Consider the following 14,613-nt stretch of genomic DNA (forward strand, 5'->3'; position numbering starts at 1 on the left):
CATAAATTATCATGACATCCCGCCCAACGCTCGAGCTCGACTTCGTGACCGGGCTCTCGACCAGCAGCCGCAAGATGCAGACCGTCTTCGACAGCCTGCTCCGGCAGCGCGGGCTGACGCTCGCCAGGGCGCGGGCACTGGTCCAGATCTCCCGCAATCCCGGCATCAACCAGAGCGAGCTGGCGAAGATCCTGGCGATCGAAAGCCCGACCATGGTCCGGCTGCTCGACGGGATGGAGAAGCAGGACCTGATCCAGCGCGGCGCCAGCGCGGGAGACCGCCGGGCCAAGCAGCTCTCGCTGACCGAGACCGCCCGCAGCGAGGTCCAGCAGATCGAGGCGCTCTCGCGCGTCGTCGGCGGCTTCATGCTGCGCGGCGTCGACGAGGCGGATCTCGGCATCGCGCTGCGCGTGCTCGGCCGCGTCGTCGAGAATATCGAGGCCGCCATGGACGGCCATGTCCCGTCATGAGCGACCGCCCCTCCGACTCCGCACCGGCCACGCAACCGGCTCCCGCCTTGCCGCCGGCCGAGATCCCGCTGCTGCGCTCGGCCGCCTGCATCGCCGCCTCGCTCCTGCTCTGGACGACGCAGGGCCTGGGGATGAATTTCGTCGCCGCCAACACGACCCAGATCCAGGGTGCGCTCGGCGCGACGCTGACCGAGACGACCTGGCTGATCGCCGCCTATATGGCGCCGAATGTCAGCCTGACCCTGATCCTGACCAAGGTGCGCACCCAGTTCGGCCTGCGCCGCTTCGCCCTGCTGAGCCTCTGCATCTTCGTCTTCGCATCGAGCCTGCATCTCTTCGTCCAGGACCTGCGTTCGGCCGTGGCGATCCGGTTCCTGGCGGGGATCGCCGGCTCGCCGATGTCGACGCTCGGCTTCCTCTACATGCTCGATGCCTTCCCGCCGGCCCGGAAGATGTCATGGGGCCTGAGCCTCGCGCTCGCCTGCTCCTCGGCGACGCCGATGCTGGCGCGCCTGCTGTCGCCGGCCCTGCTCGATCTCGGCCAATGGCACGGGCTCTATGTGATGGAGATGGGCCTGGCGCTGATCGCGCTGCCGGTGGTCTACCTGCTGCCGCTCACCCCGATCGTCCATGCCAAGGTGCTGCACAGGCTCGACTTCGTCAGCTACCCGCTGATCGCGCTGAGTTTCGGGCTGCTCGCCGTCGTCCTCGTGCTCGGGCGCTATTACTGGTGGTTCGAGGCGAACTGGATCGGCTGGTGCCTGGCGGCCTCGATCCTGGCGCTCGGCCTCGCCGCCGCGATCGAGGCCAATCGCGAGACGCCGCTGATGAACGTGCGCTGGCTGATGAGCCGGGAGGTGCTGCATCTCACCGCCGTGTTGCTCGTCTTCCGCATCGTCCTGTCCGAGCAGACATCGGGCGCGATCGGCCTGTTCCAGACGCTCGGCCTGCTCAACGAGCAGAGCGCCGGCCTCTATGTCGTGATCCTGCTCGCCTCGGCGGCCGGCGGCATCGCTTGCGGGGCCCTGCTCAAGCCGGAGCGCGTGCCGGGACTGCATGCCGTGGCGCTGCTCTGCATCTGCGCCGGCGCCTATCTCGACAGCCAGGCCACGAACCTGACGCGGCCGGCCAACATGTATCTCAGCCAGGGCCTGATCGCCTTTGGCGGCGCGCTGTTCCTGCCGCCCTCGCTGCTGCGGGGGCTGACGGCCGCCCTGAAGCGCGGGCCGGAATACATCACCAGCTTCATCGTGGTGTTCCTGTTCACGCAGAGCCTCGGCGGGCTGATCGGCTCGGCCTTCTTCGGCAGCTTCGTCGTGCTGCGCGAGCAGTTCCATTCGAGCCATCTGGTCGAGCGCCTGATGCTCACCGACCCGGCCGTCGCGGAGCGCGTCCGCCAGCTCGGGCGAGCCTATGCGGGGGTTCTGAACGACCCGCAGCTCCTGAACGCCGAAGGCGTGGCGCTGCTGGCCCAGCAAGCTCGGCGCGAGGCCAACATCCTCGCCTATAACGACATCTTCCTGCTGATCAGCTGGATCGCCGGCCTCGCCCTGGCCGCGCTCCTCGCCCATCTCCTCTATCTGGCGCTGCGCCGGGCGCTTGCCGATCCGCAGCCCGTCACCGCCTAGAACCGACCCCAGCCATGTTCAAAACACTTCGCTCGCCCGCATCCGCCATCGCCCTTCTCGTCGCCCTCGCCGGCGCATTGCTCGTGCTCTACGCCTGGAAGCTGCCGCCCTTCCGCAGTGCGATCGAGACGACCGAGAACGCCTATGTCAAAGGGCAGGTGACGATCGTCAGCCCGCAGCTCGCCGGCTATGTGAAGACGGTCGCCGTGCAGGACTTCGAGACGGTCAGGGCCGGCGACCTGCTGATCCAGATCGACGACCGGATCTACGACCAGAAGCTCAAGCAAGCACAGGCGACGCTGGCGGGCCAGAAGGCCAACCTGGCCAATGCCGACCAGAGCGCGAGCTCGGCGCGGGCCAAGATCGGCGCGAGCGAGGCCCAGATCGCGAGCGCGCAGGCGGCACTCCGGACAGCCGATGCGAATGCCGGGCGGGTCGGCTCGCTCCTCGGGAAAGGAATCTCGACGCAGAGCACGGCCGACCAGGCGAGATTGACGCAGGACCAGGCACGCGCAGGCCTGCGCCAGGCCGAGGCCGCGCTCGAGGTTTCGCGGCAGGATCTGCAGTCGATCGTCGTCAACCGGCAGTCGCTCGAGGCGGCCGTGCAGAATGCGGAGGCCGCGGTGCGGCTCGCCGAGATCGACCTGCAGAACACCCGCATCCTGGCGCCGCAGGACGGCAAGCTCGGCGAGATCGGCGCGCGGCTCGGCCAGTATGTCGCCGCCGGGACGCAGCTCGCCACGCTCGTGCCGGAGCGGAAATGGGTGATCGCCAATTTCAAGGAGACCCAGCTCTTCGGCATGAGGACCGGCCAGCCGGTGAGCTTCAGCGTCGATGCTCTGCGCCATCAGACATTGACCGGCCACATCCAGGAGCTCTCGCCCGCGACCGGGTCGGAGTTCAGCGTGCTGAAGGCCGACAACGCCACCGGCAACTTCACCAAGATCGCGCAGCGCCTGCCGGTCCGGATCACGATCGACGAGGGGCAGCCGGAAGCAGCCCAGCTGGCGCCGGGCATGTCGGTCGTGGTCAGAATCGACACCGCCGCGGCGGCGGAGCCGGGCTCGTCGTGAGCGGCCCGGCGTTAACCTCTTCCTGACGCAAGGCGAGGACACTGGCGGCTCGATTCGCAACCAGTTCGAGTTCGCCCATGGGTCAAGTCCTCCAGTTCCGCGTGCCTCTGCAGCCGATCGCTGTTCCGGAACCGCTCGACATCGACCTCCTGACCGCCGTCGACGTGGCGCTGCGCGACCTCGCCGAGATCGCGCAGCACATCACGCTCGCCTCCGCGCGCGAGCAGGCCGAGGCCTGCCGCGCGATGCTGCAGGACGCCTACGACGCGGCCGTCGCCAGCTGAGGCGCAGGCGACCCGGGCTCAGGCTCGCACCTCGAAGACCATGTTGAACGGCGTCTCGGTGGCGCGGCGGAAATGCTTGAAGCCGGCATCGAGCGCGACCTTGCGCAGCCGCATCTCGCCGGCCTGGGCGCCGAGCCCGAGGCCGACCTCCTGCGACAACGAGGCCGGCGTGCAGATCAGGGTCGAGGCGCCGTAATAGATTCGCCCGACCGGGTTGAGATTGTCCTTCAGGCTGTCATGGGCGAAGGGCTCGACGACCATCCAGGTGCCGTTCGGAGCGAGCGTCTCCTTGACATGCCGGCCGGCGCCGACCGGATCGCCCATATCGTGCAGGCAATCGAACATCGCGACCAGGTCCCAGGGGCCGGCCGGGAAATCCTTGGCGCTGGCCCGGGCGAAGCTGACGCGATCGCCAAGCCCGGCCTCGTCGGCCGCGGCCCGGGCGCGTTCGAGCGACGGCTCGTGATAGTCGAACCCGGTGAAATGCGAGTTCGGATAGGCCTTGGCCATCAGGACGGTCGAGGCGCCATGGCCGCAGCCGACATCGGCGACGCGCGCCCCGGCCTCGAGGCGCTCGGCGAGGCCGTCCAGCGCCGGAATCCAGTCCGCCACGAGATGGGTGTTGTAGCCGGGCCGGAAGAAGCGCTCGGTGCCGCGGAACAGGCAATTGCTGTGCTCGTGCCAGCCAAAACCCTTGCCGGTCCGGAAGGCCTCGGCGACCTTCGGCTCATCGACCCACATGGACTGGACGATCTCGAAGGCGCCGGCGAAGAAGGCCGGGCTGTCGTCCTCGGCGAAGACCATGGCCTGTTCCGGCGTCAGGCTGAAACGATCCTCGCCCTCGTCATAGGTCACGTAGCCGGCCGCCGCCTGGGCCGAGAGCCATTCGCGCAGATAGCGCTCCTTGAGGCCGGTCTTCTCGGCGAGTTCGGTCGGGCTGACGGGCGTCCCGTCGGCCATCGCCTTGAACAGGCCGAGGCGGTCGCCCAGCACCACCAGGGCGCCGGAGACCGAGGCGCCGACATCGCCGACGAGGTTGCCGATCAGGGCATCGAGCTTCTGCATGTCAGGTTCGCGCATCGTATCCTCCCGTTCGATGCGGATTCACCGGCCTGAGCGAGTGAATCCCGCTTTTTGATTTGGGTTATCGGGAAGGCCAGCGCGGCGATGCTCCGCCCTGTCGATGGCAATTTCAGGACGCAACACCAAGCCTCCTGGAAGACCTGCCGCCCGCCTCCGGGGACGGGAACCTCGTCGCGTTCATCGCGTTGCGAGCGAAGACCCGCAGGCAGGAGGCAGCCATGCCGCGCGGCGACAAATCCGCCTATACCGACAAGCAGAAGCGCAAGGCCGAGCATATCGAGGAAGACTATGAGGACCGCGGCGTCTCGCATGACGAGGCCGAGCGGCGCGCCTGGGCCACCGTCAACAAGGAAAGCGGCGGCGGCAACAAATCGGGCTCGGGCCGCGGCACACTCGACACCAAGAGCGCCTCGAAGCGCGGCGGCAAGATCGGCGGCAAGGCCGCGGCCTCCAGACCAGCGGCGGAGCGCTCGGCCTCGGCCAAGAAGGCGGCCGAGACCCGGAAGAAGAAGGCGTCCTGAGGCCCTGTTTCTCCGAGCGGTGCGACCTGCTCCGTCATGGTCGCCCTTGTGGCGACCATCCACGTCTTCGCCCGTAACAGCCGTTCAAGACGTGGGTGCTCGGGACAAGCCCGAGCATGACGCCGTGCCCTCCCCGACGCGCAGATACCTCACCCGCCGATGTTGAACGCCGCGAGCGCCGCCATGTTGACGATGTCGGAATCCTTGGCGCCGAGCGGCACGATCTGCACAGGCTTGTCGAGGCCGACGATGAGCGGCCCGATCACGGTCGAGCCGCCGAGCTCCTGCAGCATCTTGGTCGAGATCGAGGCCGAGTGGAACGCCGGCATGATCAGGACATTGGCAGGGCCGGTGAGCCGGCAGAACGGGTACTGGCTCATCAGGTCGCGATTGAGCGCGACATCGGCGGCCATCTCGCCGTCATACTCGAAATCGATGCGCTGCTGGTCGAGGATGGCCACGGCCTCGCGCACCTTCTCGGAGCGCTCGCCGGCAGGGTGTCCGAAGGTCGAGAAGGCGAGCATGGCGACCTTGGGCTCATAACCGAGGCGGCGCGCGACGCCGGCCGCCTCGATCGCGATCTCGGAGAGTTCCTGTGCGGTCGGCATCTCGGTGATGGCGGTGTCGGCGACGAGCACGGTGCGCTCGCGCGACAGAACGATCGAGACGCCGATCAGGCGATGACCCGGCCGATCATCGACGACGCGGCGGACCTCCTCCAATGCGATCGAGTAGTTGCGGGTGACGCCGGTCACCATCGCGTCGGCATCGCCGAGCGCGACCATGGCGGCGGCGAAATGGTTGCGGTCCTGGTTGATCAGGCGCTGGCAGTCGCGGAACAGGTAGCCCTGCCGCTGCAGCCGCTCGTAGAGATACTGGCCATAGGCGCTGTTGCGATGGGAGAGCCTGGCGTTCTGGATCTCGATGCCACGCGATTCGAGATCGACGCCGAGGAAGGTCGCGGTCTCGGTGATGCGGTCCTCGCGGCCGACCAGGATCGCGTGGCCCAGTCCCTGATTGACGAAGGACATCGCGGCGCGAATGACCTGCTCCTCCTCGCCCTCGGCGAAGACGACGCGCTTGGGATAGCGGCGGACGCGTTCGAAGATGCGGTTGAGCGTACCGGCGACGGGGTCGCGCCGCGCCGAGAGCAGCGCCTTGTAGGCGACCATGTCGACGATCGGCTTGCCGGCGACGCCGGTCTCCATCGCCGCCTTGGCGACGGCGATCGGCACGACATGGATCAGCCGCGGATCGAAGGGGACGGGGATGATGTAGTCCTTGCCATAGCGCGGGCGCGCACCCTGATAGGCGGCGGCGACCTCGTCGGGCACGTCCTCGCGCGCCAGCGAGGCGAGCGCTTCGGCGGCGGCGATCTTCATCTCCATGTTGATGGTGGTGGCGCGGACATCGAGCGCGCCACGGAAGATGAAGGGGAAGCCGAGGACGTTGTTGACCTGGTTCGGGTAGTCGGAACGGCCCGTCGCCATGATGGCGTCGCTGCGAATGGCCGCGACCTCTTCCGGGGTGATCTCCGGATCGGGATTGGCCATGGCGAAGATGATCGGGTTCTTCGCCATCGAGGCGACCATCTCGGACGTGACCGCGCCCTTCTGGCTGAGGCCGAAAAAGGCGTCGGCGCCCTCCATCGCCTGGGCGAGCGTGCGCCGGTCGGTGATGGCCGCGTGGGCCGATTTCCACTGGTTCATGCCCTCGGTGCGGCCCTGATAGATCACGCCCTTGGTGTCGCAGAGGATGACGTTGTCGGGCTTGAAGCCCATCGCCTTGAGCAGCTCGGTGCAGGCGATGGCGGCGGCGCCCGCGCCGTTGATCACGAGCCTGGTCGACTTGACGTCGCGGCCGGTCAGGTCGAGCGCGTTGATCAGGCCGGCGGCGGCAATGATCGCGGTGCCGTGCTGGTCGTCATGGAAGACCGGGATGTCCATCAATTCACGCAGGCGCTGCTCGATGATGAAGCATTCCGGCGCCTTGATGTCCTCGAGATTGATGCCGCCGAAGGAGGGGCCGAGATAGCGCACCGCCTCGATGAACTTGTCCGGGTCCTCGGTGTCGATCTCGAGGTCGATCGAGTCGACATCGGCGAAGCGCTTGAACAGGACCGACTTGCCTTCCATCACCGGCTTGGAGGCGAGCGCACCGAGATTGCCGAGCCCGAGAATGGCCGTGCCGTTGGTGATCACCGCGACGAGATTGGAGCGCGTCGTGTAGTCATAGGCCTTCGAGGGATCCTCGGCGATCGCCAGCACCGGCACGGCGACGCCGGGCGAATAGGCCAGCGACAGGTCGCGCTGCGTCGCCATCGGCTTGGTCGGCACGATCTCGAGCTTGCCGGGCCGTCCCTGGGAGTGGAACAGCAACGCCTCCTGGTCCGTGAAGGTCGGGCGGGCGCGTTTGATCGGCGGCTGGTCGGTCATGCGATATTCTTTTTGTGAGCGTTTCCTGAGGGGAGGCGGACCTTAAGGCAGCGCGGCGGCGCTCCACAAGGCGCGATCGCGGATCAGGCGTCATGACGAGGGAGCGAAAATGACGCAGCGGCGCGCGCCGCCTTGCGGCCCGAGGGACGCCTAGAGCCGGCCGCGTACGCTGCGGACGAAATCGCCGACATAGCGGTCGAGCGCCACGGTCTGGTCGCTGACCTGGCGCGCGACCTCGACCACGCGCACGGCCGTCTCGCCGGTGATGCGCGCCTCGTCCCCGACGCTGCCGACGCTGGCGCTGACGGCATTGGTGCTGCCGGCGACGAGCAGGGCGTCGGAGGCGATGGTGGAGACGATGCCGGCCTGGCGACCGACGACACCCGCGATCGTGCCGGAGGTCTGCTCGATCACGCTCATCGTGCCCTCGATATGGGCGATGGCGTCCGATGCGGTCGCAGCCGCGGAGCGGATATCCTGCAAGGTCTCGGCAATGTCGCGCGTCGCCTTCTGCGTCTGCTCGGCGAGGTTCTTCACCTCGCCCGCCACGACCGCGAAGCCGCGCCCGGCCGCGCCGGCGCGCGCGGCCTCGATCGTGGCGTTGAGCGCCAGCAGGTTGGTGCGCGAGGCGATGTCCTCGATGAAGGCGAGCACGCTGCTGACCTTGTCGGCCGCCTCGGTCAGCCCCGAGACGTCGCGGCGGGTCGAACGGACATAGCTCGCCGCCTCGCGAGCGGTCTCGTCGGCATGCATGGTCTGGCGCGTCAGCTCGCGGATCGAGGCGTCGATCTCCTCGGCCGCGGTGGCGACGCTGCCGACGCGCTGGGAGGCGCTCTCGGCCTGGCGGGTGACATCGACGGCGCGCGATGCCGTCCGGTTGGCGTTCTGCGCCATCAGGCTCGCGGCCTCGTGCATGTCGCGCGCCGAGATGCCGACCTGCTCCAGCGCCTTGCCGACGGTGACCTCAAGATTGCCAGCGAGCTCGGTCAGCGCCGCCTTGCGCTGCTCCTCGAAATCCTGCTGCCGGGCTTCCAGCGACTTCTCGTCGGTGACATCGAGCAGGATACCGTCCCAGATCATCGTTCCGTCGGCGAGCCTGCGCATCGTGGCCTCGCTGCGCAGCCAGACGATCCTGCCTTCCGGCGCCTGATAACGTCCCTCGAAGCGCCAGAGCTCGGCGGCCTGCTGCGGGGAGGCCCTCTGGGCCTCGAAGCGGGCGCGGTCCTCCGGCAGCATCTTGCCGAGCCAGACCTCCGGATCGCGCTCGACCTCCTCCTTGCCGATGCCGAGCAGGCGGTCGATGGCGAAGGAGGCGAACTGATAGCTCAGCGAGCCGTCCGGCCGGACGACGCGCTGATAGAGCGTGCCTGGCGCCCGCTGCATCAGCGTGCGCAGCCGATAGGCTGTCTCCCGCCGTTCGCGGTCATTGGTGATCACCAGCCCGACCAGCATCGTGCCGGCCGCGCTGACCGCCATCATGGTCGGCACGGCCTCGCGCAGGAAACGCTCGGCAACCGCCCAGCTCGGCATGACGACAATCGAGGCGAGCAGGCAGCCGGCGCCGATCACGCTCAGCGCCGCAAGGTCGCGCAAGGCCAGCGGCCGCCTGCGGCGCGCCAGCCAGGCGGCATAGGCGACGCCCGCCAGCGCATGAAGCACGATCCCGGCGATTCCCGTCGCCATGCCTGCTCCGCCATTGGCATAGCGCATCGCCACCAGGGGAGCGGCGGTGAGCAGGGCTGCGAGCGGGCCGCCGACCGCGCCGGCCAGGATGGCGAAGACATTGCGCGAATCGACGACGACGCCGGGCTGCAGCACGAAGGGGTTCGCCATGCTGAGCAAGGCGCCGACCGCGAAGAGGACACCGACCACGATCTGGCGCAGCCACGGGCGGCCATCGATCCAGGGCGCGACGACCGTCAGGATCAGGGCCGCCAACAGCAGGAAGGACAGGCTCTGAATGAGGTCGATCAGAAGCAGCATGAACGCGCCTTGCGCCGGGATGGCGATTCGACGGTGCGTTCAATTGTTGAAAGTCTTCCTAACGGATGGCGGCGGGCGCGGATTTTGATAGCGTCCGCCGGCCATGCGCCATGATGATCCCCATTCCCCGACCGCCCTCGCCGCGCCGCTTTCCACCGTGAAGGCGCCCGCTCCGGCCGATGCCGCCCGGGTCACGCCGATGATGGCGCAATATGTCGAGATCAAAGCGGCCAATCCGGACTGCCTGCTGTTCTACCGGATGGGCGATTTCTACGAATTGTTCTTCCGCGACGCCGAGATCGCATCGCGCACGCTCGGCATCGTGCTGACCAAGCGCGGCAAGCATCTCGGCGACGACATCCCGATGTGCGGCGTGCCGGTCGACCGGGCCGACGACTATCTCCAGCGCCTGATCGGCGCCGGCCATCGCGTCGCGGTCTGCGAACAGACGGAAGACCCGGCCGAGGCGAAGAAGCGCGGCGCCAAGTCGGTGGTCCAGCGCGATGTCGTGCGGCTGGTCACGCCCGGCACGATCACCGAGGAGCGGCTGCTCGATCCCGGCCGCGCCAGCCTTCTGGTCGCCGTGGCGCGGCGCAAGCTCAACGACGCCAGCGCCATGTACGGGCTTGCGGCGGTCGATATCTCGACCGGGCGCTTCACCGTCGTCGAATGTCCCGTCGAGCGGCTCGCCGTCGAGTTCGCGCGGCTGGAGCCGCGCGAGATCGTTTGTCCGGAGGCGATCCATGACGACCCGGAGCTGAAGGAATTCTGGCGCGAGCTCGGCATGCCGGTGACGCCGCTGGCGCGCGAGGGGCTCGACGCCGCCTCAGCCGAACGCCGGCTCAAGGAATTCTTCGGCGTTGCGACGCTCGACGCCTTCGGCGCCTTCTCGCGCGCCGAGATCGCGGCGGCCGGCGCGGCGCTGGCCTATGTCGAGCGCACCCAGTTCGGCGCCCGTCCGCCGCTGTCGCCGCCGGTGCGCGACGCCGGCGGCGCGACCATGCTGATCGACGCCGCGACGCGCGCCAATCTCGAGCTGACGCGCACGCTGTCGGGCGAGCGCAATGGCAGCCTGCTCTCCTGCATCGACCGCACGGTGACGCCCGGAGGCGCGCGGCTGCTCGCCGAGCGCATGGCTGGGCCGCTGACCGACCCGGAGGCGATCGCGACGCGGCACGATGCCGTAGCGGTGCTGTACGGCGACGCGACGCTGCGCGAGGAGCTGCGCCGCGAGCTCGACCAGGTACCCGACATCGCGCGCGCCCTGGCCCGGCTCTCGCTCGATCGCGGCGGCCCGCGCGACCTCACCGCCCTCGGCGCCGGGCTGACGGCGGCGCGCGCGATCGCGCAGAGGCTGGCGGGCCAGTACGATCTTCCGGGCGGGCTGGTGCAGGCCGGGCGGACACTGGCCGCCACCGATCCCACCCTGCCCGCCCGGCTGACCGAAGCGCTGGCCGACGAATTGCCGCTGAACCGCCGCGACGGGCGCTTCGTGCGCGACGGCTTCGACCCGGCGCTCGACGAGCTGCGCCTGCTCCAGGTCGATTCGCGCAAGGTCATCGCCCAGCTCCAGGCGCGCTATGCGGCCGAGACCGGCTGCCGGACCCTGCGGATCAAGCATAATTCCATGCTCGGCTATTTCGTCGAGGTGCCGCAGGCTGCCGGCGAGGATTTCCTGAAGGAGCCCTGGCGCGCCACCTTCGTGCATCGCCAGACCATGTCGGACGCGATGCGCTTCTCCTCGGTCGAGCTCGGCGAGCTCGAAGCCAAGATCGCCTCGGCCGCGGACCGGGCGCTGAAGCTGGAATTATCAGTCTTCGCGACGCTCAGCGCAGCCGTGCTGGCGGAAGCCGAGCCGATCAAGGCCGCCGCGCTGGCACTGGCCGAGATCGACGTTGCCGCTGCGCTGGCCGAACTCGCCGCGAGCGAGGGCTGGACACGGCCGCTGGTCGACGACGGCGCGGCTTTCATGATCAAGGCTGGGCGCCATCCGGTGGTCGAGGCAGCGCTGAAGCGCGACGGCAAGCCCTTCGTCGCCAATGACAGCGAGCTCTCGGCGCCGGGCGCCGCGACTGACGGCGGCCGCATCTGCCTGATCACCGGCCCGAACATGGCCGGTAAATCGACCTTCCTGCGCCAGAACGCACTGATCGCAGTGCTGGCGCAAATGGGTTCCTATGTGCCCGCAGCGAGCGCCCATATCGGCATCGTCGACCGGCTGTTCTCGCGCGTCGGCGCGGCCGACGACCTGGCACGCGGGCGCTCGACCTTCATGGTCGAGATGGTCGAGACCGCCGCCATCCTCAACCAGGCCGGTCCGCGCGCGCTCGTCATCCTCGACGAGATCGGCCGCGGCACGGCGACCTTCGACGGGCTCTCGATCGCCTGGGCGGCGATCGAGCACCTGCACGAGGTCAATCGCTGCCGCTCGCTGTTCGCGACGCACTATCACGAGCTGACCGCGCTCGGGGACCGGCTGGCGCGCGTCGCCAATGCCACCGTGCGCGTCACCGAATGGAATGGCGAGGTGGTCTTCCTGCATGAGGTCGTGCCCGGCGCGGCCGACCGCTCCTACGGCATCCAGGTCGCCAAGCTCGCCGGCCTGCCGCCGGCGGTGGTCGAGCGCGCGCGCGCGATCCTCACCGAGCTGGAAAAGACCGAGCGCGAAAAGCCCGTGGCCTCGCTGGTCGACGACCTGCCGCTGTTCGCCGCGCCCGTCAGGCGCGCGGCCCCTGCCGCCGCCGCCGCCGAACCCGAAGCGCCGGACGCCTTGCGCGAGGCGTTCGCGGAACTCGACCTCGACGAGATGACGCCGCGCGCCGCGCTGGAGGCGCTGTATCGGCTGAAGGGGTTGGCGTGAGCCTCAGAGCGCATGCTCCCAATCGCTGCGCTGGTGCAGGATGCGCAGCACCAGCACGTCGCCGCCTTTGATCTCGTAGACCACGAGATGGCTTCGGTGCGGGTGGACCCATACGGGCTTGACGATTTCGGTTCGCTCGCGCCCCATGCGCGGCGCCGTGGCGAGCAATTCGAGACACCCGTAAAGGCCGTCGACATAGCGTTCGGCCTGGGTGAGCCCAAAGCCCAGCGCCCCATAAACGTAGATGTCCTCCAGGTCGCGATCCGCGGCGGCCGTCAGCCTAAGCGCCATCGACGCCCAGTTCCCGCGCTCGCTTGCGCGCCGCCTCCCTGATCTCGGTCAGTGTTCGCGTACTGATACCGCTTGCCCGCCCGTCGTCGACCAGCCGCTGAAACTCGGCAATCTTCCCCTGCCGATCCTGGTCGCGGCGGATCAGATCGCGCACATAGTCGCTGGCATTGCCATATCGGCCGCCTTTCGTCTGCTCTTCGACCCAGTCCTTCATCGGGCCCGGCAAGGACACGTTCATCGTCGCCATCGCGCATTCCTTTCACGCGATAGCATGACATAATTTGACAAAGATTGCCATTGGACGAGAGCCCGCTTTCAGACCGGCCGGCGGATGCTCGTGATCGCGCCAAAACTCTTCGCCTGGATGCGGTCGCGCGCCGCGCGCAGCGGCTCGCGGAACACGCTCATCGTATAGGCCGTGGCGTGCAGCAGGGTTTCGGCGTCGGTCATGATCCCGACATGGCCCTTCCAGAAGACGAGATCGCCGCGCTTTAGCCCGGCGAGACTGTCGTCGAACCCGACAGGCGCGCCGATCGCCTCCAGCATGTCGGAATCACGCGGCGAGGCGATGCCGGCGGCGGCGAGCGCCAATTGGGTCAGGCCCGAGCAGTCGAGCCCGAGGCTGGTCTTGCCGCCCCAGAGATAGGGCACGTGCTCGAAGCGCTCGGCGACGGCGACGAAATCGGCCTCGACCTTGTCGAGGGGCTTAAGATGCGGCGCGAAGACATGACCGCCATCGGCGAGCACGAGAAAATCGCCGGCTTCGCCAGCCACGGCCACGCCGGCGCCAAGCGAGAGCGCGGCGAGCGGCGGCAGTTTGATCGAGGCGCCGGGATAGACGAAGCTCCGCAGCGCCGAGACGCGATGCGTCGGGGCGGGCGCATCGAGCCGCAGGGCGTCGTCGGGCAGGTAGCCGACATAGCCGTCGCTGGTGAGCTGGCCCCAGGCCCAGCCTTCATGCTGCTCGTAGATCTGCACGCTTTCGCCGGCGAGCGCTTCGGTGTCGAGCGCAGCGTCCGGGCGCGGCTCGCGGCGCAACGGCGCCGAGGGCGCGACAACGCGCATCGCCACCGGGTCTGCGAAGGCGCGCGCCTCGACCTGTCCGATCAGATGGCGGGCGGCAAGGTCGGGACGGGCGGGGGTCAGGCGGCGGTCGAGAATCGTGCTCATGGCGGCAACCTAACCTATCCGGGCCGGAAATCCTGCGTGGTTTTGGGCGACCCTTGGGCTCTCTTCGCAGGTCCCTGCGGTCAGCCGCACTGCTCCGCGACGAGGCGTCGATAGAAACCCAGCTCCGAGTCGAACTGTGGTCGCGCCGCACCTCTGGTCTGCTGAGGCGGGCCGCATGTGCCGGCGACGACGGCGACCTCCTTGAGGATATCGGCACGCTTTCGCCAAGCGGAGCATTTTGCGGTCTGGCCTGCCGCCTCGGCTGCTTGCATCTCGTCGTTCGACCGCGCCAGGGCCGTTCGCGTCTCGACGACCTTCGTGGTGCAAGCCGAATGCTGATACTGCCACGGGACGGTCGTCAGCAGAGCCACGGCGGCAGCAACAACAGCGGCCACAGTGATCCATTCGCGCGGCGTGAGATCGGCAAGTGACATGGTCGTTAGATTCCGCTCAGTTCGCGCGTGTGCTGCGTGATCATATCCGCCAGCCGCTCCACCGCCAGCGCGCCTGCCACGGTGCGCTGGATCACGACATTGCGCTTGTCGAACTCGTCGCGCCGGCGGGTGACGAGGCCGAGCTTGCCCATGGTGTCCAGCGCCCGGGTGATCACCGGCTTGGTGACGCCGAGCTGCTGGGCGAGGCCGCGCACGGTATGGGGCGGCAGTTCGAGATAGATCGTCAGCAGGATCGCGGTCTGGCGGGCCGAGAGATCGGCCTGCCCGTCGCGCACCAGGTCGAGATGCACCTGCCGCCAGAGCCTGAGCGCCTGCGAGGGCCTGATCTCCAACGCCATGACTGAAACCGACCCCGATCGT

14 protein-coding genes are annotated in these 14,613 nt (G+C 68.5%); 6 read left to right on the plus strand and 8 right to left on the minus strand.

Annotated features, from left to right (window positions below):
* The first annotated feature begins 11 nt into the window (after positions 1–11).
* From ACTIF2_RS02425 to ACTIF2_RS02440, 4 genes are all read left to right on the plus strand, one after another.
* Positions 12–470, plus strand: a complete 459-nt coding sequence (locus ACTIF2_RS02425; RefSeq protein WP_439495419.1) for a MarR family winged helix-turn-helix transcriptional regulator — start codon at positions 12–14, stop codon at positions 468–470.
* Positions 467–2,098, plus strand: coding sequence for an MFS transporter (locus ACTIF2_RS02430; RefSeq protein WP_439495420.1), 1,632 nt, complete (start codon positions 467–469; stop codon positions 2,096–2,098). The genes ACTIF2_RS02425 and ACTIF2_RS02430 overlap by 4 nt, the downstream gene beginning before the upstream one ends.
* A gap of 14 nt (positions 2,099–2,112) precedes the next feature.
* On the plus strand, positions 2,113–3,171 hold the full coding sequence (locus ACTIF2_RS02435; protein WP_439495421.1) for an HlyD family secretion protein: 1,059 nt from the start codon (positions 2,113–2,115) through the stop codon (positions 3,169–3,171).
* A gap of 77 nt (positions 3,172–3,248) precedes the next feature.
* On the plus strand, positions 3,249–3,455 hold the full coding sequence (locus ACTIF2_RS02440) for a hypothetical protein (RefSeq protein WP_439495422.1): 207 nt from the start codon (positions 3,249–3,251) through the stop codon (positions 3,453–3,455).
* 18 nt (positions 3,456–3,473) lie between these two features.
* Here ACTIF2_RS02440 and ACTIF2_RS02445 read toward each other — a convergent pair whose 3' ends face one another.
* Positions 3,474–4,535: a class I SAM-dependent methyltransferase gene (locus ACTIF2_RS02445; protein WP_439495423.1), complete on the minus strand. Its 1,062-nt coding sequence runs from the start codon at positions 4,533–4,535 to the stop codon at positions 3,474–3,476.
* Positions 4,536–4,756: 221 nt separating this feature from the next.
* On the opposite strand from ACTIF2_RS02445, the gene ACTIF2_RS02450 reads away from it, so the two are divergent.
* A complete protein-coding gene (locus tag ACTIF2_RS02450; protein WP_439495424.1) occupies positions 4,757–5,059 on the plus strand; it encodes a plasmid stabilization protein in 303 nt (100 codons plus the stop codon).
* Positions 5,060–5,208: 149 nt separating this feature from the next.
* Here the strand turns inward: ACTIF2_RS02450 and ACTIF2_RS02455 are convergent, their stop codons facing one another.
* Entirely contained in the window at positions 5,209–7,494 is a 2,286-nt protein-coding gene (locus ACTIF2_RS02455) for an NADP-dependent malic enzyme (protein WP_439495425.1), read from the minus strand.
* 150 nt (positions 7,495–7,644) lie between these two features.
* Positions 7,645–9,477, minus strand: coding sequence for a methyl-accepting chemotaxis protein (locus ACTIF2_RS02460; RefSeq protein WP_439495426.1), 1,833 nt, complete (start codon positions 9,475–9,477; stop codon positions 7,645–7,647).
* A gap of 103 nt (positions 9,478–9,580) precedes the next feature.
* On the opposite strand from ACTIF2_RS02460, the gene mutS reads away from it, so the two are divergent.
* Positions 9,581–12,337, plus strand: coding sequence for a DNA mismatch repair protein MutS (mutS, locus tag ACTIF2_RS02465; protein WP_439495427.1), 2,757 nt, complete (start codon positions 9,581–9,583; stop codon positions 12,335–12,337).
* Between the two features lie 3 nt (positions 12,338–12,340).
* On the opposite strand, the gene ACTIF2_RS02470 is transcribed toward mutS, so the two are convergent.
* The 5 genes from ACTIF2_RS02470 to ACTIF2_RS02490 form a co-directional block, all read right to left on the minus strand.
* Positions 12,341–12,628, minus strand: a complete 288-nt coding sequence (locus ACTIF2_RS02470) for a type II toxin-antitoxin system RelE/ParE family toxin (RefSeq protein ID WP_439495428.1) — start codon at positions 12,626–12,628, stop codon at positions 12,341–12,343.
* Positions 12,618–12,875, minus strand: coding sequence for a type II toxin-antitoxin system ParD family antitoxin (locus tag ACTIF2_RS02475; protein WP_439495429.1), 258 nt, complete (start codon positions 12,873–12,875; stop codon positions 12,618–12,620). Before ACTIF2_RS02475 ends, ACTIF2_RS02470 begins: the two co-directional genes overlap by 11 nt.
* A gap of 68 nt (positions 12,876–12,943) precedes the next feature.
* Complete coding sequence (locus ACTIF2_RS02480; protein ID WP_439495430.1) at positions 12,944–13,798, minus strand: C40 family peptidase; 855 nt, start codon at positions 13,796–13,798, stop codon at positions 12,944–12,946.
* A gap of 80 nt (positions 13,799–13,878) precedes the next feature.
* Positions 13,879–14,232: a hypothetical protein gene (locus ACTIF2_RS02485; protein ID WP_439495431.1), complete on the minus strand. Its 354-nt coding sequence runs from the start codon at positions 14,230–14,232 to the stop codon at positions 13,879–13,881.
* Between the two features lie 5 nt (positions 14,233–14,237).
* A complete protein-coding gene (locus ACTIF2_RS02490) occupies positions 14,238–14,591 on the minus strand; it encodes a MarR family transcriptional regulator (protein ID WP_439495432.1) in 354 nt (117 codons plus the stop codon).
* Positions 14,592–14,613: the final 22 nt, after the last annotated feature.

This window comes from Allobosea sp. (assembly GCF_051860145.1).
In the GTDB taxonomy this organism is placed as follows: domain Bacteria; phylum Pseudomonadota; class Alphaproteobacteria; order Rhizobiales; family Beijerinckiaceae; genus Allobosea.